Genomic DNA, 17,424 nt, shown 5'->3' with positions numbered 1-17,424 from the left:
AGCGTTTAATTTTTCAACTCAATAAGAGGATATACCTATGCGTTGCCATCAAGTCGATTATCAGATTATCGGTCATGACATTCAAATGGTCGAAGTCGAGCTCGACCCCAAAGAAACCGTGATCGCCGAAGCGGGGGCGATGACGTATCTGGAGCAGGATATAGACTTCGAAGCCAAGATGGGCGACGGTTCCGGTGGGGTGATGGATAAGCTGTTTGGTATCGGCAAACGCATGCTAACCGGCGAGTCGGTATTTTTGACCCATTTCACCAATCACGGTGCGCAAAAATGCCGGGTGGCCTTTGCCGCGCCGTTTCCGGGCTCAATCGCGGCATTGAATATGGCTGAATTGGGTGAAGAAGTGATTTGCCAGAAATCGGCGTTTTTAGCGGCGGCTTACGGCACCCAAGTGGATATCGCTTTCAACAAACGCTTGGGTAGCGGCTTTTTCGGTGGCGAAGGTTTTATTCTGCAACGTCTGCGCGGTGACGGCATGGCCTTTATCCACGCCGGCGGCACGGTGATCCGTAAGGAATTGCGTAACGAAACCTTGCGTCTGGATACCGGCTGTCTGGTGGCGTTCAGCGGCGACATCGATTACAACATTGGCATGAGTGGCGGCTTGAAAAGCATGCTGTTCGGCGGTGAGGGCTTGTTTCTGGCGACGCTGACAGGCACCGGTTCGGTGTGGATCCAGAGCATGCCGTTTTCACGCTTGGCGGAGCGGGTGTTAAGCCAATATAAGCCAACTATCGGTCAAGATAGCCAGTAGCGGCGGTCAAGCGCTAAAGCAAGCCATGTTCGGCAAACGAAAAGGGTTGGCCGTCGCCGACGATGAAATGATCCAGTACGCGGATGTCGAACAGGCCCAAGGCCTGTTTGAGTTTGTCGGTAATTTGCCGGTCGGCTTGGCTGGGTTCGTTGATGCCGGACGGATGATTGTGAGCAAATATGACCGCCGCCGCATGATGAAATAAGGCCCTTTTTGCCACTTCGCGCGGATAGACGCTGGCACCGTCGATGGTGCCGCGAAACAGCTCTTCCCATTGAATCACCCGATGCTGGTTGTCCAGAAACAGGCAGGCGAACACTTCGAAACTGTAGCTACGCAATTGGGCGCTGAGATAAGCGCGAGTGATGTCCGGGCTGGTCAAGGCGCTGCCGCGTTGCAATATCTCGGCGAAATGGCGGCGGGCCATTTCCAGTACGGCTTGTAATTGGGCGTACTTTGCATCGCCTAAACCGTTGCTCCGGCAAAAGCGTTGTTGATCGGCACCAAGCAGCGCCTGCAAGGAGCCGTATTCGCTCAACAAATCCCGGGCCATATCCACCGCCGACTTGCCGGGCGTGCCGGTGCGCAGAAAAATCGCCAGTAGCTCGGCGTCCGTCAGCGCGGTAGCGCCACGCTGCAAGAGTTTTTCACGGGGTCGCTCGTCTGTGGGCCAATTCTTGATGCTCATCAACTCCTCCCGGCCGTTAATAATTGATTTTAAGCATAGAAGAAGCAGAAGGAGTTTGCCATGAAGCAAACTGAAAAGATTAAATGGCTAATTGCGCCGAGACTTTAGGTGCGCTGCACGCAAAGTTAGCGATGAAGGGAATGTTTGCAAGGCGTTGGCATGCTTGCCGCAGCTTGGCGAAGGGGGCTGGCTCCTGTTGCGAAGCCTAATTTGTCCGCCAGCAAGGCCAGCAATCGTTCGGTTTCCGCCATGCCTTTCTCGTCGCGCGGATACAGCTGCAGTTCGGCAGGCAAACGGGCGTCGATGGATTGCAGCGATTCGTGCATGGTATATAAGGTTGCTTCGCTGGTGATCAGCACCGGCATAGTCTTGGCATCGGCACACTGACTTCTTCCCGATACGGTACCCCGCGGTAATCGAGCATCCAGCGCACTAACTCGCTGATATGGGATACCGGAATCGTCGATAAACCTTTCCGGTTCTTTCTCTTAGCGCCTTAATCAGATTGTCATTTGCCGCTGCCTATAATCCCGGCCTCTTCATAACGCTTAGGAGCAGTCGCAATGCAATTACTAAAACCCAGGCCGCCATTCTTAAAACCCGCCAAACTGGCATTGGCATTAGCCGGCTTGTCAGCGCTGAACGCGCCGGTATTTGCGGAAACCGTTGATGTACCGCAAATGGAGCAAGGCATTCAGATCGGCGATTTAGCGCCTGGACGCGCTATCGTGTGGAGCCGCGCGGATCGGCCGGCGCGGATGATGCTGCAATATGCTTATAACCCGCAGTTCAAGGACGCGATTAGTGTCCGTGGCCCGTATGCATTGGCAGAAACCGACTTTACCGCCCGCCAGGACTTGACTGGATTAGCGGATGGCAAAGACGTGTATGTGAAAGTCTGGTTTGAAGATTTAACCAACGCTCGCGGCAAAAGCGCAGCGGAGGTTGGCCATTTCCATACTATCGGTAAGCGCGACGATATTCGTTTTGTTTGGGGCGGCGACACCGCTGGTCAAGGCTGGGGTATCAACGAGAGCTTTGGCGGTATGAAGATTTACGAAGCGATGCGCCAAGTCCAGCCGCAGTTTTTCATTCAAAGCGGCGACAACGTGTATTCGGACGGGCCTATTCCGGAGAGCAAACTGGCCGAGAACGGCCAGATTTGGACTAATGTGGTCACGCCGGAAGTAAGCAAAGTCGCTGAAACCTTGGACGAGTTCCGTGGCCGCTACAAATACAATCTGTTAGACGAAAACGTCCGCCGCTTCAACGCCGAAGTGCCGCAAATCTGGCAGTGGGACGATCATGAAGTGGTGAATAACTGGTCAGATTCCAAAGACCTGAGCGCCGATCCGCGCTACACCGAAAAAAATGTACCGACGTTGATTGCCCACGCCACTAAAGCCTTCTTGGAGTATGCGCCGTTGCGTCCGCACGACGCCGAAGAATCCGAGCGGATTTATCGCAAAATTTCCTACGGCAAACTATTGGACGTGTTCGTACTGGATATGCGCAGCTATCGCGGCCCTAACACCGCCAATCTGCAAACTCAAGAAAATGCCGAAACCGCTTTCCTCGGTGCCGAGCAAATGGCTTGGCTGCAGGACGAGTTGAAGCACTCTAAAGCCACCTGGAAAGTCATCTCCGCCGACATGCCGATTGGTTTGAATATCGGCGACGGTAACACGGCCCAAGGCCAAGCGCGTTGGGAAGCTGTAGCAAACGGCAACGATGGGCCGGCTGCCGGGCGGGAACTGGAAATGGCTCGTCTGTTGAGTTTTATCAAGCATGAGCAAATCAACAATCTGGTTTGGCTGACTGCCGATGTCCATTATGCCGCCGCGCATTATTACGATCCCGCCAAAGCGGCATCCAAAGACTTCGCGCCGTTCTGGGAGTTCGTCGCCGGTCCGTTAAATGCCGGCTCCTTCGGACCCAACAGCACTGACGGCACCTTCGGTCCGCAAGTGGTTTTCTCGAAAGCGCCGCCAGCCGGTCAAGCCAATCTGTCGCCTTACGCCGGCTTGCAATTTTTTGGCGAAGTGAATATCGACAAGAAAAGCCGCGCCATGACGGTGGATTTTAAGGACATCGACGGCGCCGTGGTCTTCAGTAAAACCCTGGCGGCGGAAGCCGAGCGTGAACGCGAGCACGATCATCACGACCGCGATCACGACTAAAGCCAAGTGGTCAAGACGGTATGTGCCGCCCGGCCATTTCTCTGGTTAAGCCATTTAACTTCAAGCAAAATAAGGACTCTATTCATGTTGAAACCCACGTTATTGACTATGGCCATGCTGGCTGCTATCGGTATCCAAAACAGTGCTCAGGCGCAGCCGCACAGTGAACATCACGAACACGCCAGTGCCGGCCCGCTGGTCATCGGCCATCGCGGCGCGTCCGGCTATCGTCCCGAACATACGCTGGCAGGCTATGCACTGGCGATTGAATTGGGTGCGGATTTTATCGAACCCGACCTGGTGCTGACCAAGGACGGCCAAATGATTGCCCGCCACGAACCGATGATAGGCGGCACCACCGATGTGGCCAATCATCCGGAGTTTGCTGATCGCAAAACCACCCGTATGGTCGATGGCTTTGCAGTGACCGATTGGTTTGCCAGCGACTTTAGCTTGAAAGAAATCAAAACCCTGCGCGCCATCCAAACCCGCGGTCGGGATAATTCATATGACGGCGAGTTTGAAATCCCGACCTTAAACGAAGTGATTGCACTGGCCAAGCAGCAAAGCGAAAAGACCGGCCGCCGCATTGGTATCTACCCTGAAATCAAACATTCGACTTATCACGCCGAACTGCAGAATGCTAAGGGTAAGCCGCTATTTGGCAAGCATTTCTTCGAAGACAAACTGCTGAAAAAACTGCATAAGGAATACGGCAACAGCGCCTGTGCGCCAGTGTTTATCCAGTCTTTCGAAGTCAGCAATCTGCAATATTTAAGCCGCAAGACGGACATTAAATTGGTACAGCTGATTGATGCGGACGACGTCAATGCGGACGGCTCAATTTCCTTGGTAGCGCCATACAAGCAGCCTTATGACTTTGTAATAAAAGGCGATCAACGTACATTTGCCGATTTGCTGAGTAGCGACGGTCTGGATTTTGTTAAATCCTATGCGGATGCGATTGGTCCTTGGAAGCCGTATTTAGTAAAAACGGTGGCCGACGGTGTGGATCGTGACGGCGACGGCAATATCACTATCAACGACCGTCGGTTAGAAGGCAGCACCGGTGTCGTGGAAATGGCCCACGATAAAGGTTTGCTGGTGCACACCTGGACGTTCCGCAACGACGCCAGTGGTTACGGCTTTGCTGATCCGCAACAGGAAATGACCTATTACTATGATTTAGGTGTGGATGGCTTGTTTACCGACTTTGCCGACACCGGAGTTGCGGCCCGTAACGCCTCGGTGCACGGGGATGGCACGCAGGCTGGAGAATGTTGCGGATTGGAGTGGAGTCACCTAGGGCGTCATCGTTAGCGCTAGTCGATGATTGTCATTATGTTCTGCAAGCTCCATGGCTTGCGGAGCATCGCCTTGGTGTTAGGCGAACAAGCGCCGGAACGAGTTGTACTTTAACTATTGATACGTTAGCGGCGAGCTTGTTCCAGCGGATGGTGGTAGTCATTAGTTGGCCTAGCGTGCCGTGCCCGGGCATAACCTCTTCCCCGAAAGGTTAACTACGCATGGCAAAGCGTATATGATTTGGATAGCTGGCAAGTTTGTCGGTGTCACGTGATGCCGGCTTGGAGTGGCTAAAATTCTTGATCAGCACGCAACGAATTTGGCTTTGTTTGGGTTGATTCATTGAATCCACCCAGAGAAGGCCAATGTCCAGCACCCCATCATGCTACGACTGTGGTATTTTAGCCGCCCTCTACTTCGTCGCGGTTCGGCGGCTTTCAACACAGGATTACTCGCAAAACCATGGGTGTACAGGAAAACTTCGAACAACTCCCGCTAAAAGAATTCACCGAAAAAGCTTATCTGGATTATTCCATGTATGTAATTTTGGATCGGGCTTTACCGCACATCGGTGACGGCCTAAAGCCAGTACAGCGCCGTATCGTGTACGCGATGTCCGAGTTGGGCCTAACGGCGTTGGCCAAATACAAAAAATCGGCCCGTACCGTCGGTGACGTGCTGGGTAAATACCATCCGCATGGCGATTCGGCTTGTTACGAAGCCATGGTGTTGATGGCTCAGGACTTTTCTTACCGTTATCCCTTGATTGATGGCCAGGGCAACTGGGGGTCGCCGGATGATCCAAAATCTTTTGCCGCCATGCGGTACACCGAGTCACGGCTGACCGCTTACGCGCAAACCTTGCTTAGCGAATTGGGGCAGGGCACGGTGGACTGGACCGACAATTTCGACGGCACCTTAAAAGAGCCCAGTCTCATGCCGGCCCGCTTGCCGAATGTGCTGCTGAACGGCACGATGGGTATCGCAGTGGGTATGGCAACCGATATTCCGCCGCACAATCTGCGCGAAGTCGCCAATGCTTGTCTGCAATTACTGGACGATCCGGAAACGCCACTCGAAAATTTGCTGACGCATATCAAAGGACCGGATTATCCAACGGATGCCGAGATTGTGACGGCTAGTGTCGATATTCAAAAAATGTATGCGACCGGTAACGGCTCGATAAAGATGCGCGCCAAATATGAGCTGGAAGACGGCAATATCGTTATCACGGCTTTGCCGCATCAGGTCTCCGGTGCCAAGTTGCTGGAACAGATTGCTGCGCAAATGCTGGCGAAAAAGTTGCCAATGATCGAGGATTTACGCGACGAATCCGACCACGAAAATCCCACGCGCCTATTAGTGATTCCCAAAACCAAGCGCATCGATGTCGATGCGGTAATGTCGCATTTATTCGCCACGACTGACCTGGAAAAGAATTATCGGGTCAATATGAATATGATCGGCTTGAACGGGAAGCCGCAGGTCAAAAATCTAAGGATGATTTTGTCTGAATGGATCAGCTTCAGAACCGAAACTGTGCGCCGGCGTCTGCAATATCGCTTGGATAAAGTGCTGGCACGTTTGCATATTCTGGAAGGTTTGCTGATCGCTTATCTGAATATCGACGAAGTGATCGCCATCATCCGTAAAGAAGATCACCCCAAACCGGTTTTGATGGAGCGGTTTGGTCTGAGCGATTTGCAGGCGGAAGCAATCCTTGAGCTGAAATTGCGGCACTTGGCCAAGCTCGAGGAAATGAAGATTCGGGGCGAACAGGACGAATTGGAGCAGGAACGCCAGGCTTTGGAAAAAACCTTGGGCTCTGAACGCTTGTTGAATCGACTGATCCGCAAGGAAATCGAACGCGATGCGGAAAAATACGGCGATGATCGGCGTTCACCCATCGTTGCGCGGGATGCGGCTCAGGCCCTGGATACCACTGAGCTTATCGCGAATGAACCGGTGACGATTATCTTGTCGCAAAAAGGCTGGATCAGGGCGGCCAAAGGCTATGACATAGAAGTCGAAAGTTTGAGCTATCGCGCCGGCGATGCGTATTTATCGTCAGCGAAAGGCCGGACCACGCAATCGGCGTATGTATTGGACTCCACGGGCCGAGTCTATACCATTACGACTCATGATTTGCCCTCTGCGCGAAGTCAGGGTGAGCCGCTGACCGGTCGGCTTAATCCTCCGCCAGGTAGTTTGTTTACCGATGTATTTACTGGGCAAGCCGACGATTGGCTATTGATTGCCAGTAATGCCGGTTACGGTTTTCGAGTGCAGCTAAAAGAGCTGCAAAGTAAAAATAAAGCTGGGAAGGCGTTGTTGAGCTTGCCAACTGGCGCCAAAGTTTTAACGCCGGCGCCGATTCCAACTGGTCACGACTTGCTGGCGGTTGCGACCTTGCAGGGTAGATTGTTGATATTTCCAGCGTTGGATCTGCCCGAGTTGGCGAAAGGCAAGGGTAATAAACTAATTCAGATTCCTGGCGGAGACTTGGTTTCCGGTAAGGATGCTGTGGTCGCGGTAACGGCGTTGTCGGCGAGCAGCGAATTGAAAATCGTCTCAGGCAAGCGGCATGTCACCCTGAAAGCCATGGATATTGCCCAATACACTGGCAATCGTGCGAATCGTGGCACAGCATTGCCGCGTGGTTTCCAAAAAGTGGATGGGTTGGAGTGTATTGTTGCTTAATACTTTGCCGGTGCTGGACATATTATTGGGAGTTTAAAAGCTTTTTTGGGATTTTTTGTACCAACTAGGGGCTGTTGCCATTTTGTCATAATCCCTTTGAAAATCGATTGGCGAGCCATATTGATTGAGTTTTCAATCAAACGATAACTAGCGAATGCCACGCCAACTGCTTACAGATACCCACTGGGAAAAGCTAAAAACGATTATGTTGAGTTTCAGCATTTACGACAAACCCGGTCTTCGGCAAACGGTCGAAGGGATTTTTTATCGTTTGCGTGTTGGCTGCCCTTGGCGAGACTTGCCCGTCGCTTTTGGCAAGTGGAATGCCGTGTACAAGCGCTTCAATGCCTGGTCACTGCAAGAAAAGCTGAGGGGTATCTTTCAAGCGCTAGTGATTGAGCCTGATTTGGAATGGCTATTTATTGATGGCAGCATTATTAAAGCCCATCAACACAGTAGCGGCGGCGCCCATGAAAACCCAACAGCCATCGGGAAATCGGTCGCAGGCAACACGACCAAAATCCATATGGCGGTTGATGCCGGTGGACTTCCCATCCAGTTCTCGATTACGGGGGGCGAAGTACATGACTGCAAAGAAGCGCCGGAATTTGTGGCCAAGCTCCCCCAGGCGGGCTACATGATTGCAGACAAAGGGTATGACAGCGAGCCGTTACGGATTCAAATTCGAGACCAAGGCACAGTCCCCATCATCCCAAGAAAACAAAATTCAATAGTCGGGAATGAGGAAATGGACTGGTGTCTCTATAAATATCGCCACCTCGTTGAAAACGTATTTGCGCGACTGAAACATTTTAGAGCTATTGCCACCCGATATGACAAACTAAAACGCAATTTTGAAGGTGCTATCGCCCTGGCTTGTGCATTTATATGGTTACCGATGTGAAACGGCAACAGCCCCTATTTGAGGCCCAAAATCGGTTTATCAGATCAGTGTGAAAAAATCTGTTGACGTAAGTAATTAATGTCTTTATCATGAGCATCTTTCTGGAGCGCTTCTGCTCTTCGGGATAATAAGAAGGTCAATTCGGGGTATAGCGCAGTCTGGTAGCGCGTCTGCTTTGGGAGCAGAATGTCGGGAGTTCGAATCTCTCTACCCCGACCAAGATTTGCGCTTGTAGCTCAGCTGGATAGAGCATCGGCCTTCTAAGCCGAGGGTCGCAGGTTCGAGTCCTGCCAAGCGTGCCATCGCAAAAAAAATCATCGTTATGGTGAGCGTAGCTCAGTTGGTAGAGTCCCGGATTGTGATTCCGGTTGTCGTGGGTTCGAGCCCCATCGTTCACCCCATCAAGATCAGATGTTTAGCCGTTTTGTGGTTGTAAACGAAAGTGTTAGCTTTCCTGGATAACGACTAGGCCATCAGAGATTTCGTCGTTCTGGCGAATAGCCTCATAAATAATTCAAAATTTACGATTTTTTCCTACGCAAAGTACAGCGTTCAGCTTAGAAAGCTACCGCTGCAACGTTTGCGATTGGTGTTGCATTTCTTCCCTGCGTAATAACGCAGCTTTGCGTTCCAGGCCCCAGCGATAACCCGATAATTTTCCGTCAATCCTTAATACCCGGTGGCATGGTATGGCTATGGCCAAAGGATTGGCGGCGCAAGCGCTTGCCACCGCACGCGCCGAATTCGGCGAACCTATGCGCCGGGCAATCTCGCTGTAACTAGCGGTGGCACCGACAGGGATTTCCCGTAATGCCTGCCAAACGCGCTGTTGGAACGGCGTTCCGCCTGTATCCAATGTCAGCTCCAGTCCTTGTTTCGGTACGTCGATAAATTTTCGCAATGCGGCGAAAATGCGTTCGAATTCGAGTGAGCCGTCTATAAACTCCGCTTCAGGATATTTATCCTGGAAGGCTGTGGTTAAATTGTCCGGAGCATCGCCCAAGGCGATTGCGCAAACGCCGGTTGGTTTAACCGCCACTAGCAGCCAGCCCAACGGACACATCCCGGTTGCAAATAGAATTTGGTTGCCGGGTTCACCGTTATGGTTCGGAGAAATAGTATTGTTCATATTTAGTCCCATATTTATGCTGGCCTACGGCAACAGTGTTTGGCAAAATTTGCTGTTCGCATGTTACTTAACAAAATAATGAAAAAATTACTGAATCAAAGCTTTTTAACTAACTTTATCTCCCTGCTGATTATCGCTGCCGGCTATGTCAGCCCGTTTTATCCGGAAACGCTGAAAGCAATTGGTTTTTTTGCATTTTCCGGGGCAATTACCAATTGGTTGGCTATTCATATGCTGTTCGAAAAGGTGCCGTTTTTGTATGGCTCGGGGATTATCCCGGCGCGTTTCGAAGAGTTTAAAGCATCGATCAAGGCCTTGATGATGCAGCAATTTTTCACGGTGGAAAATATCGAACAGTTCATCGAACGAGAGGAGCAGCAGGGCGGCAAGGTGTTGAATTTGCAGCCCTTGTTAAACGCTGTCGATTACGACAAGGTTTACGAAGGCTTGGTATCGTCCATTATGGCTTCTTCGTTTGGTGGCATGTTGTTGATGATGGGCGGCGAAGAGGCGCTATTGCCGCTAAAACAACCCTTCACCGAGAAAATGCAGCACACCCTCTCGGAAATGGTGGAGTCAGAACGGTTTAAACACGCTTTACAGCAAGGATTGAATGCGCACAAGATTGGCGAGGATTTGACCGGCAAAATCGAAATGGTGATCGACAGGCGTTTGAGCGAATTAACGCCGCAATTGGTCAAGGAAATGGTGCAATCCATCATCAAGCAACATTTGGGTTGGCTGGTGGTGTGGGGCGGCGTATTCGGTGGGATATTGGGCGCAATCTTCGGTTTTGCTTGAGCGCAGTGACGATGACGACCATCGAACTGGCTTACGATAGTTTCGGCGAACCCGGCGACACGCCATTACTGATTGTGCATGGTTTTCTGGCCGCCTCGCGTAACTGGCGTTCGGTGGCCAAACGCCTGGCTGAGCAGCGGCACGTTTATGTGTTGGATATGCGCAATCACGGCAGTTCGCCGCATGCCGAGGTGCTGGATTATCCCAGTATGGCCGCTGACTTGTTGGCTTTTATGGATAGCCACGCTATTCCCAGCGCGCATCTGCTCGGGCACAGCATGGGTGGCAAGGCGGTGATGTGGTTTGCCTTGCATCATCCGCAACGGGTGGCTGGTTTAATCGTTGCGGACATCGCGCCGGTCAGTTATCAGCATAGCTTCGACGATCTTGTAGACGCTCTGAGCCGTTTGCCAGTCAATAGCATCGGCAACCGAAAGCAGGCCGAAGAGGCGCTAGCCGAAGCGGTTCCGGATTTAGCCTACCGACAGTTTTTGCTGCAAAATCTGCTGCTGAAAGACGGCAATTACTACTGGCGGATCAATCTGGATATTATTCAAAAAAATGCCCATCACATAGTCGGCTTTCCGGAAGTCGGCGAACGCCGGTTTGTCCGGTCGGTGTTATTCATCGGTGGCGGCAATTCCAAATATCTGGATGAAGAAGCGATTTATGCAGTGTTTCCGCAAGCAAAGATCGCGAAAATTCCAGATACCGGCCATTGGTTATACGTTGAGGCGCCGGATGCGTTTTGTCGCTTGGTGGAAGATTGGTTGCTGGCCGCTTAGCGTTTAAGTGCTTGATCTAGGCTGGTTTAGAACCTTGGTACACTGGCGATAAATCGCAAGGACGATAAGCTTGCTACCGCAATTTAGCTAGTTCAGTGCGGAGCGGTAACAGATGACAGATAATTCATATCAACACATTCAAGGTATCAAACGAGGCAAACTTGCGGTGCCGCTTGAGGATTTGTTGCTCACACAGGCCGAACACGGGCTCAGCGATTATTTGTCGCTTTCGCTAAGCCATTGCGGTGAATTAACCAAAGTTAGTATCACTACGACCGATGTCGAGCCGCTAACCTACTCCGCTTTTATTCGGGCCTCCGCGCCACTGGATTTTGCTGCGGTAGTGTTTGTGGCGCAGCCGGTTAAGCTGGGTGAACTGAGCGATCATCGAACGTTGCCTGATAAAAGAAAAGCTTGTGTTAGAATCGCGCGGCTTGCACCGTTTTGGCGAGTGTTGCGGCAAAAGGGATCGCAACGCCGGCGCTGAGACGCGGCGATAGCTGATGGTTGGTACGCCGAGCCATCACACTTTTTCTTAACTTTTTATTTGAAACGCCCATGAACAAACCCAAAAAAGTTGCAATCCTCACGGCCGGCGGTTTGGCGCCTTGCCTGAACTCCGCTATCGGCAGCCTGATTGAACGCTACACAGAAATTGATCCTAGCATCGAAATTATTTGCTACCGTGGCGGCTACAAAGGCCTGCTGCTGGGTGACTCCTATGTCGTGACCGATGAAGTCCGCAAAAAAGCCGGCTTGCTGCAACGTTTCGGCGGTTCAGTAATCGGCAACAGCCGCGTCAAGCTGACCAATATCAAGGACTGCGTGAAACGCGGTTTGGTGAAAGAAGGCGAAGACCCGCAAAAAGTCGCTGCCGACCAGTTAATTAAAGACGGCGTCGATATTCTGCACACTATCGGCGGTGACGATACCAATACTGCGGCGGCCGATTTGGCGGCATTTCTGGCCAAAAACAACTACGGTCTGACCGTGATCGGTTTGCCAAAAACCGTTGATAACGACGTATTCCCGATCAAACAATCCCTGGGTGCCTGGACTGCCGCCGAACAAGGTGCACGTTACTTCATGAACGTGGTGGCCGAGAACAATTCCAACCCACGCATGCTGATCGTCCACGAAGTCATGGGCCGTAACTGTGGTTGGTTGACCGCTGCGACTGCACAGGAATACCGTAAATTGTTGGACCGCGCCGAGTGGCTGCCTGAGCTGGGCTTGTCTCGTGAATCGTATGAAGTGCATGCGGTATTCGTTCCGGAAATGGCTATCGATCTGGAAGCCGAAGCGGCGCGTTTACGCGCGGTGATGGATAAAGTCGATTGCGTGAATATCTTCGTGTCCGAAGGCGCCGGTGTGGAAGCTATCGTTGCCGAACTGCAAGCTAAAGGCCAAGAAGTGCCGCGTGATGCGTTCGGCCACATCAAGCTGGATGCAGTCAATCCAGGCAAATGGTTTGGCGAGCAATTCGCGCAAATGATCGGGGCGGAAAAAACCCTGGTGCAGAAATCCGGTTATTTCGCCCGCGCTGCTGCTGCTAATGTTGATGATATGCGTCTGATCAAATCTTGCGCTGATCTGGCCGTGGAATGCGCGTTTCGCCGCGAATCCGGCGTGATGGGGCATGACGAAGATAACGGCAACGTATTGCGCGCTATCGAGTTTCCACGCATCAAAGGCGGCAAGCCGTTCAATATCGATACTGATTGGTTCACCCAAACGCTGGCGGAAATTGGTCAGAAAAAAGGCGGCAAAGTCGAAGTTAGCCATTAACAAGTTTTTGGCTTGATCATAGGGGCGGATTTATCCGCCCTTTTTTATTTACTGGAAGCGAATAAATTCGCCTCTACCGCCAAGTTTCACAAGCCCAATTCACTTAAACCGGCATGATCGTCTGGTCGCCGGCCCAACGGCCAATGGAATAAGCGGTCATCGGCCTTAATCGGCAAATCGTTGATGCTGGCAAAGCGACGCTGCATGAATCCATACTCGTTAAACTCCCAATTCTCGTTACCGTAGCTGCGAAACCAGTTGCCGGCATCGTCATGCCACTCGTAAGCGAAACGCACCGCGATACGGTTGTCGGTAAAAGCCCATAATTCTTTGATTAGTCGATAATCCAATTCCTTGGCCCATTTGCGCTGTAAAAACTCACGAATTTGCCCGCGACCTACCGGAAACTCGGCGCGATTGCGCCAGCGGCTGTCTTCGGTATACACCTGCACGACGCGGTCCGGATCGCGGCTATTCCAGGCATCTTCTGCCATGCGGACTTTTTGCGTGGCAGTGTCGGCGGTAAAGGGCGGTAGAGGCGGTTTGCTGTCCATCGTTAAGCTCCTGACTGGGGTGAGAAAGTAAGTAGACAGGTTTGTCTACTTGTGGCGATGGTAGCAATTGTAGACAGACTTGTCTACAATCGAAACATGATCTCTGATTCCACCACACTGCTGTCGGACCGCCCGCCTCGCGAGCGGATATTACTGGCCGCGCATGATTTGTTTTATCGCGACGGCATCCGTGCCACCGGCATCGACAAAGTAATTGCCGAATCTGGGGTAACGAAAGTGACGTTCTATCGTTATTTTCCCAGCAAGAATGATTTGATCCGGGCGTTTTTGGCTTATCGGCACGACCTGTGGATGGCCTGGTTTGGCGACGCTTTACAGCGGCACGGTGGCCGGCCGAGTGGTGGCTTAATCCCGCTGGTAGCCACGCTGGAGGAATGGTTTCGCAAGCCTATTTATCGCGGCTGCGCGTTTATCAATACCGTCGCCGAATTGGGCGGCGTGTTGCCTGATGTGCTGGAAATTTGCTACCAGCATAAACAAGATATGGTGCGGGTAATTGCCGAACTGTTGCCGGACGGCCTAAACCGGCAGCAGTTGGCGAATGCGGCTGCGGTGGCGATAGACGGCGCGATTGTTAAAGCGCAGATGGAAGCGCCAGAGGTCGCGGAAAAGCAGTCCCTAAAAAGCTTGGAGACGCTATTAGTTGCACTGAATGCCTTCGCGCAATCAACGCCGGCGGTTAAAGCGCCGGACGACTAGTTTTTCCAGGCCTATCGCTACGTAAATAACCGAGCTAACCCCCAAAATCAACAGCCACTCCTCCCGACCGATTGCCTCGCTGCCGAATAAGGCCTGCATCGTTGGCCAATAGGTAAACAGCAGTTGCAGCAAAATCATGCTGAAGACACCAAAAATCAGCCATAAATTGGAAAAAACGCCGACTCGGAACATCGAGTAATTTAGCGAGCGACAGTTGAATAGGTAAAACAATTCGCCAAACACAAACATATTGACGGCGACTGTGCGGGCCTTAGCTAGGGTTGCGTTTTGCGATAGTTCCCATTCAAACAAGCCGAACGCGCCGGCCAGCAACAATAGGCCGACCAGACAGATACGAAACATTAGGCGTTTGGTCAGGATAGCTTGCTTGGGATTGCGTGGCTTATGGAACATCAGACCCGGTTCCTTGGGTTCGAAAGCCAACATTAAACCCAGCAGTACTGCGGTGGTCATATTGATCCAGAGAATTTGCAGGGGGGTAATCGGCAACGCCACATTGGCGAACACCGCGGCGGTAATCACCAGGCCCTCACCGAGATTGGTCGGTAAGGTCCAGGCGATGAATTTGACCAGATTGTCGAACACGCCGCGGCCTTCTTCGACGGCGGCTTCGATGGTGGCGAAATGATCGTCAGTCAGCACCATGGCCGCCGCTTCTTTGGCGACTTCGGTGCCGCCCATGCCCATCGCCACGCCGATGTTGGCTTGCCGTAGTGCCGGGGCATCGTTGACGCCGTCGCCGGTCATGGCTACCACGTGACCATTGGCCTGCAAGGCTTGCACCAATTGCAACTTTTGCTCCGGCGCGATGCGGGCAAAGACATCGCAGTCTTTGACGTGTTTGCGATAGTCGGCTTCGCTGTAGTGTTGCAAGTCGGCGCCGCTGATCACATGTTCGGTATAGCGCATGTTGAGCTGCTTAGCGATGGCCAGCGCGGTGACGGGATGGTCGCCAGTGATCATCTTCACCGAGATGCCGGCCTTATAACAGGCGGCAATGGCTCGGGCAGCTTCGGGGCGGGGTGGATCGATCATGGCTTGCAAGCCCAAAAAGGTCAGGCCGCCCCCCACTTCGCGGTGTTCAACCGCATCGTCATCATGCTCGAGGCGCGCAAAAGCCAGGACCCTAAGGCCTTGTGAGGCAAACGCTTCGGCTTGTTGGTTCAGGCGGTCTCTATCCAGTGGTACAAGTTGCATGTCGGCGGCAAAGGCCTTGTCGCAGCGCTGTAGCAGGCTTTCCAGCGAGCCTTTTAAATAAATATGCCGGGCGTCTTCGGCCAGGTTGTGATGCAGAGTGGCCATGAATTGGTACGCGGATTCGAACGGAATGGCGTCCAGGCGCGGATGGTCGCCGCTGACGCTGGCTTGATGCAGACCGGCTTTGTGGGCGGCTACCAGCAAGGCGGCCTCGGTAGGGTCGCCTTCGATACGCCAGTTGTCGGTGTCGGCGATTAATCGGGCGTCGTTGCACAGCAGGCCGGCTTTTAAACATTCCAATAGTGCTGGTTTAAGGGACGGGTCGACCGCTTGGTTATGGCTGGTAAATTCACCGTCCGGCGTGTAGCCGCTGCCGCTTACTTCGAATATTTCACCGCCTGCCTGCACGAATTGCACGGTCATTTGGTTTTGCGTCAAGGTGCCGGTTTTGTCGGAGCAAATCACCGTGGTGCTGCCCAGGGTTTCCACCGCCGGCAGTTTGCGGATGATGGCGTTGCGTTTGGCCATACGCGAGACGCCGATAGCCAGCGTAATCGTCAGCGCCGCGGGCAGACCTTCCGGGATGGCGCCGACTGCCAGTGCCACGGAGGCCATGAACATGTCCAGCATGGTTTCACCGCGCCAGACGCCGACCGCAAAGGTAATGGCCGCGCAGCCGACGATCACCCAGAGCAACAATTGACTGAATTGGCTCATTTTTAGCGTTAGCGGCGTTTCCAGCGGTTCGGCGCTGCCGATCAGCTTGTTGATGCGGCCAATCTCGGTGTTATCGCCGGTACTGACCACTACGGCCAGTGCGCTGCCGTAACTGACCAGCGTCGAGGAATACGCCATATTGGCGCGATCAGCCAATAAAGTGCCTGCTGGCAGCGTTTGTGCCTGTTTTTCCACCGGCACTGATTCGCCGGTTAGCGCGGATTCGTCGATTTTCAGTTCGCGGCTTTGCAAGAGGCGCAGATCGGCAGGCACCTTGTCGCCGGATTGCAGGAATACCAAATCGCCGGGAACTAACTCGGCAGCAGCAATACTTCGGCGCTGGCCGTCACGCAGGACGTTGCTGCTGATATTCAAGGTCTGAGCCAGGGCGTTAATGGCTTTCAGCGCGTTCGCTTCCTGAACGAAGCCGATCACCGCATTGATAATGACCACACCGAAGATGACGCTACTGTCGGTCCATTCCTCTAAAAAAGCGGTGGTGGCCGCGGAAAACAGCAGGATGTAGATCAAGGGCTGATGAAATTGCGCCAATAGCAAAAGCAAAGGGCCTTTGCCGCGGCGAGCGGTCAGGCGGTTGGCGCCGCTAGTCGCTCGGCGTTTTTGCGCTTCCTCGCTGCTCAGGCCTTGACCCAGCTCTACGCCGAAATGCGTTAATACGGTTTCCGGCGTTTGGCTGTGCCAGTTGGCTTTAGGGTAATGGTCCATATGCTCAGATTGATAGTTGAAAATGGCGTTGGCGTAGTTGCCCCAAGGCTAAATTAGCCTGAGGTTAAAACCATAAGTTGACAAAGAATACTTTGTGCTTGTTCCCTAAAAGGGATGGGGTTATAGTCCATGCCCGAGGTCTATGGCCTCATTCTAAATTAAAATAAAAACAAATAGTTGGAGGTATATATGGGCGGAGTTATCGAATTAGTGGTGTTGATGTTGATTATTGCCATCTTCGCTTTCGCACCGTTGGGGTATTTCATTTACATGTACACCATGAAGAATGGCGAACCGTTCGGCGACATCGAGCCGCACGGCGATAGCGATTCGGCGCTATTGAGAAATGTCAGCAAAGCCATTCTGATGGTTAAAGGCAAACTGGGAAAAAATTAATTACGTCTTATTTGCCAGCAATAGAAAGCCGGGATTAGCCC

The 17,424-nt window shown here is 52.5% G+C and carries 17 protein-coding genes and 3 tRNA genes; 14 read left to right on the top strand and 6 right to left on the bottom strand.

Going from position 1 to position 17,424, the window contains the following annotated elements:
- Positions 1-37 precede the first annotated feature (37 nt).
- Complete coding sequence (locus tag ACWAU0_RS04105; protein WP_458138388.1) at positions 38-772, top strand: TIGR00266 family protein; 735 nt, start codon at positions 38-40, stop codon at positions 770-772.
- A 13-nt stretch (positions 773-785) separates the two neighbouring features.
- Here ACWAU0_RS04105 and radC read toward each other — a convergent pair whose 3' ends face one another.
- Both radC and ACWAU0_RS04095 read right to left on the bottom strand, forming a co-directional pair.
- Positions 786-1,460: a RadC family protein gene (radC, locus tag ACWAU0_RS04100; protein WP_033155889.1), complete on the bottom strand. Its 675-nt coding sequence runs from the start codon at positions 1,458-1,460 to the stop codon at positions 786-788.
- Between the two features lie 125 nt (positions 1,461-1,585).
- The gene (locus ACWAU0_RS04095) at positions 1,586-1,825 is read right to left on the bottom strand and encodes a hypothetical protein (protein WP_458138387.1); all 240 of its coding nucleotides are present in this window, start codon (positions 1,823-1,825) and stop codon (positions 1,586-1,588) included.
- Positions 1,826-2,023: 198 nt separating this feature from the next.
- Between ACWAU0_RS04095 and ACWAU0_RS04090 the strand changes: the two genes are divergently transcribed.
- The gene (locus tag ACWAU0_RS04090) at positions 2,024-3,640 is read left to right on the top strand and encodes an alkaline phosphatase D family protein (RefSeq protein WP_458138386.1); all 1,617 of its coding nucleotides are present in this window, start codon (positions 2,024-2,026) and stop codon (positions 3,638-3,640) included.
- Between the two features lie 84 nt (positions 3,641-3,724).
- Positions 3,725-4,960 carry a glycerophosphodiester phosphodiesterase gene (locus ACWAU0_RS04085; RefSeq protein ID WP_458138385.1) on the top strand — a complete coding sequence of 412 codons (1,236 nt, stop codon included), beginning with the start codon at positions 3,725-3,727 and terminating at the stop codon, positions 4,958-4,960.
- 196 nt (positions 4,961-5,156) lie between these two features.
- On the opposite strand, the gene ACWAU0_RS04080 is transcribed toward ACWAU0_RS04085, so the two are convergent.
- Positions 5,157-5,288 carry a hypothetical protein gene (locus ACWAU0_RS04080; protein ID WP_494522523.1) on the bottom strand — a complete coding sequence of 44 codons (132 nt, stop codon included), beginning with the start codon at positions 5,286-5,288 and terminating at the stop codon, positions 5,157-5,159.
- A gap of 119 nt (positions 5,289-5,407) precedes the next feature.
- On the opposite strand from ACWAU0_RS04080, the gene parC reads away from it, so the two are divergent.
- From parC to ACWAU0_RS04055, 5 genes are all read left to right on the top strand, one after another.
- Positions 5,408-7,645, top strand: a complete 2,238-nt coding sequence (gene parC, locus ACWAU0_RS04075; RefSeq protein WP_458138384.1) for a DNA topoisomerase IV subunit A — start codon at positions 5,408-5,410, stop codon at positions 7,643-7,645.
- 154 nt (positions 7,646-7,799) lie between these two features.
- Entirely contained in the window at positions 7,800-8,549 is a 750-nt protein-coding gene (locus tag ACWAU0_RS04070; RefSeq protein ID WP_129871393.1) for an IS5 family transposase, read from the top strand.
- Between the two features lie 142 nt (positions 8,550-8,691).
- A tRNA-Pro gene (locus ACWAU0_RS04065) sits at positions 8,692-8,768 on the top strand.
- A gap of 6 nt (positions 8,769-8,774) precedes the next feature.
- Positions 8,775-8,851: transfer RNA gene (locus ACWAU0_RS04060), tRNA-Arg, on the top strand.
- Between the two features lie 23 nt (positions 8,852-8,874).
- A tRNA-His gene (locus tag ACWAU0_RS04055) sits at positions 8,875-8,950 on the top strand.
- A gap of 164 nt (positions 8,951-9,114) precedes the next feature.
- On the opposite strand, the gene ACWAU0_RS04050 is transcribed toward ACWAU0_RS04055, so the two are convergent.
- Positions 9,115-9,678 carry a methylated-DNA--[protein]-cysteine S-methyltransferase gene (locus tag ACWAU0_RS04050; protein ID WP_458138383.1) on the bottom strand — a complete coding sequence of 188 codons (564 nt, stop codon included), beginning with the start codon at positions 9,676-9,678 and terminating at the stop codon, positions 9,115-9,117.
- A 78-nt stretch (positions 9,679-9,756) separates the two neighbouring features.
- On the opposite strand from ACWAU0_RS04050, the gene ACWAU0_RS04045 reads away from it, so the two are divergent.
- The 4 genes from ACWAU0_RS04045 (at position 9,757) to ACWAU0_RS04030 (ending at position 13,052) form a co-directional block, all read left to right on the top strand.
- A complete protein-coding gene (locus ACWAU0_RS04045; protein WP_458138382.1) occupies positions 9,757-10,479 on the top strand; it encodes a DUF445 domain-containing protein in 723 nt (240 codons plus the stop codon).
- A gap of 11 nt (positions 10,480-10,490) precedes the next feature.
- Positions 10,491-11,264 carry an alpha/beta fold hydrolase gene (locus ACWAU0_RS04040; protein WP_458138381.1) on the top strand — a complete coding sequence of 258 codons (774 nt, stop codon included), beginning with the start codon at positions 10,491-10,493 and terminating at the stop codon, positions 11,262-11,264.
- A 112-nt stretch (positions 11,265-11,376) separates the two neighbouring features.
- Positions 11,377-11,751: a hypothetical protein gene (locus tag ACWAU0_RS04035; RefSeq protein WP_458138380.1), complete on the top strand. Its 375-nt coding sequence runs from the start codon at positions 11,377-11,379 to the stop codon at positions 11,749-11,751.
- Between the two features lie 71 nt (positions 11,752-11,822).
- Positions 11,823-13,052 carry a pyrophosphate--fructose-6-phosphate 1-phosphotransferase gene (locus ACWAU0_RS04030; RefSeq protein ID WP_445367058.1) on the top strand — a complete coding sequence of 410 codons (1,230 nt, stop codon included), beginning with the start codon at positions 11,823-11,825 and terminating at the stop codon, positions 13,050-13,052.
- Between the two features lie 86 nt (positions 13,053-13,138).
- On the opposite strand, the gene ACWAU0_RS04025 is transcribed toward ACWAU0_RS04030, so the two are convergent.
- The gene (locus tag ACWAU0_RS04025) at positions 13,139-13,606 is read right to left on the bottom strand and encodes a nuclear transport factor 2 family protein (protein ID WP_458138379.1); all 468 of its coding nucleotides are present in this window, start codon (positions 13,604-13,606) and stop codon (positions 13,139-13,141) included.
- A 96-nt stretch (positions 13,607-13,702) separates the two neighbouring features.
- Here ACWAU0_RS04025 and ACWAU0_RS04020 point away from each other — a divergent pair, with 96 nt between their 5' ends.
- Complete coding sequence (locus ACWAU0_RS04020) at positions 13,703-14,326, top strand: TetR/AcrR family transcriptional regulator (protein ID WP_458138378.1); 624 nt, start codon at positions 13,703-13,705, stop codon at positions 14,324-14,326.
- Here the strand turns inward: ACWAU0_RS04020 and ACWAU0_RS04015 are convergent.
- Positions 14,294-16,987 carry a cation-transporting P-type ATPase gene (locus tag ACWAU0_RS04015; RefSeq protein ID WP_458138377.1) on the bottom strand — a complete coding sequence of 898 codons (2,694 nt, stop codon included), beginning with the start codon at positions 16,985-16,987 and terminating at the stop codon, positions 14,294-14,296. The genes ACWAU0_RS04020 and ACWAU0_RS04015 overlap by 33 nt on opposite strands.
- Before the next feature lie 189 nt (positions 16,988-17,176).
- Here ACWAU0_RS04015 and ACWAU0_RS04010 point away from each other — a divergent pair, with 189 nt between their 5' ends.
- Positions 17,177-17,383 (top strand): hypothetical protein, encoded by a 207-nt coding sequence (locus tag ACWAU0_RS04010; protein ID WP_033156006.1) that lies wholly within the window; start codon positions 17,177-17,179, stop codon positions 17,381-17,383.
- Positions 17,384-17,424 lie beyond the last annotated feature (41 nt).

The sequence above is a fragment of the Methylomonas sp. Uni0009 genome (genome assembly GCF_054188105.3).
The sequence above is the reverse complement of the archived record's forward strand: the minus strand, read 5'-3'. Positions and strand labels throughout refer to the sequence as shown.

Excerpts from the sequence above, each read along its gene's own strand:
- ACWAU0_RS04105 (WP_458138388.1), top strand. The coding sequence starts at position 38 with ATGCGTTGCCATCAAGTCGATTATCAGATTATCGGTCATGACATTCAA.
- radC (WP_033155889.1), bottom strand. The coding sequence starts at position 1,460 with ATGAGCATCAAGAATTGGCCCACAGACGAGCGACCCCGTGAAAAACTC.
- ACWAU0_RS04095 (WP_458138387.1), bottom strand. The coding sequence starts at position 1,825 with ATGCCGGTGCTGATCACCAGCGAAGCAACCTTATATACCATGCACGAA.
- ACWAU0_RS04090 (WP_458138386.1), top strand. The coding sequence starts at position 2,024 with ATGCAATTACTAAAACCCAGGCCGCCATTCTTAAAACCCGCCAAACTG.
- ACWAU0_RS04085 (WP_458138385.1), top strand. The coding sequence starts at position 3,725 with ATGTTGAAACCCACGTTATTGACTATGGCCATGCTGGCTGCTATCGGT.
- ACWAU0_RS04080 (WP_494522523.1), bottom strand. The coding sequence starts at position 5,288 with ATGAATCAACCCAAACAAAGCCAAATTCGTTGCGTGCTGATCAAGAAT.
- parC (WP_458138384.1), top strand. The coding sequence starts at position 5,408 with ATGGGTGTACAGGAAAACTTCGAACAACTCCCGCTAAAAGAATTCACC.
- ACWAU0_RS04070 (WP_129871393.1), top strand. The coding sequence starts at position 7,800 with ATGCCACGCCAACTGCTTACAGATACCCACTGGGAAAAGCTAAAAACG.
- ACWAU0_RS04050 (WP_458138383.1), bottom strand. The coding sequence starts at position 9,678 with ATGAACAATACTATTTCTCCGAACCATAACGGTGAACCCGGCAACCAA.
- ACWAU0_RS04045 (WP_458138382.1), top strand. The coding sequence starts at position 9,757 with ATGAAAAAATTACTGAATCAAAGCTTTTTAACTAACTTTATCTCCCTG.
- ACWAU0_RS04040 (WP_458138381.1), top strand. The coding sequence starts at position 10,491 with ATGACGACCATCGAACTGGCTTACGATAGTTTCGGCGAACCCGGCGAC.
- ACWAU0_RS04035 (WP_458138380.1), top strand. The coding sequence starts at position 11,377 with ATGACAGATAATTCATATCAACACATTCAAGGTATCAAACGAGGCAAA.
- ACWAU0_RS04030 (WP_445367058.1), top strand. The coding sequence starts at position 11,823 with ATGAACAAACCCAAAAAAGTTGCAATCCTCACGGCCGGCGGTTTGGCG.
- ACWAU0_RS04025 (WP_458138379.1), bottom strand. The coding sequence starts at position 13,606 with ATGGACAGCAAACCGCCTCTACCGCCCTTTACCGCCGACACTGCCACG.
- ACWAU0_RS04020 (WP_458138378.1), top strand. The coding sequence starts at position 13,703 with ATGATCTCTGATTCCACCACACTGCTGTCGGACCGCCCGCCTCGCGAG.
- ACWAU0_RS04015 (WP_458138377.1), bottom strand. The coding sequence starts at position 16,987 with ATGGACCATTACCCTAAAGCCAACTGGCACAGCCAAACGCCGGAAACC.
- ACWAU0_RS04010 (WP_033156006.1), top strand. The coding sequence starts at position 17,177 with ATGGGCGGAGTTATCGAATTAGTGGTGTTGATGTTGATTATTGCCATC.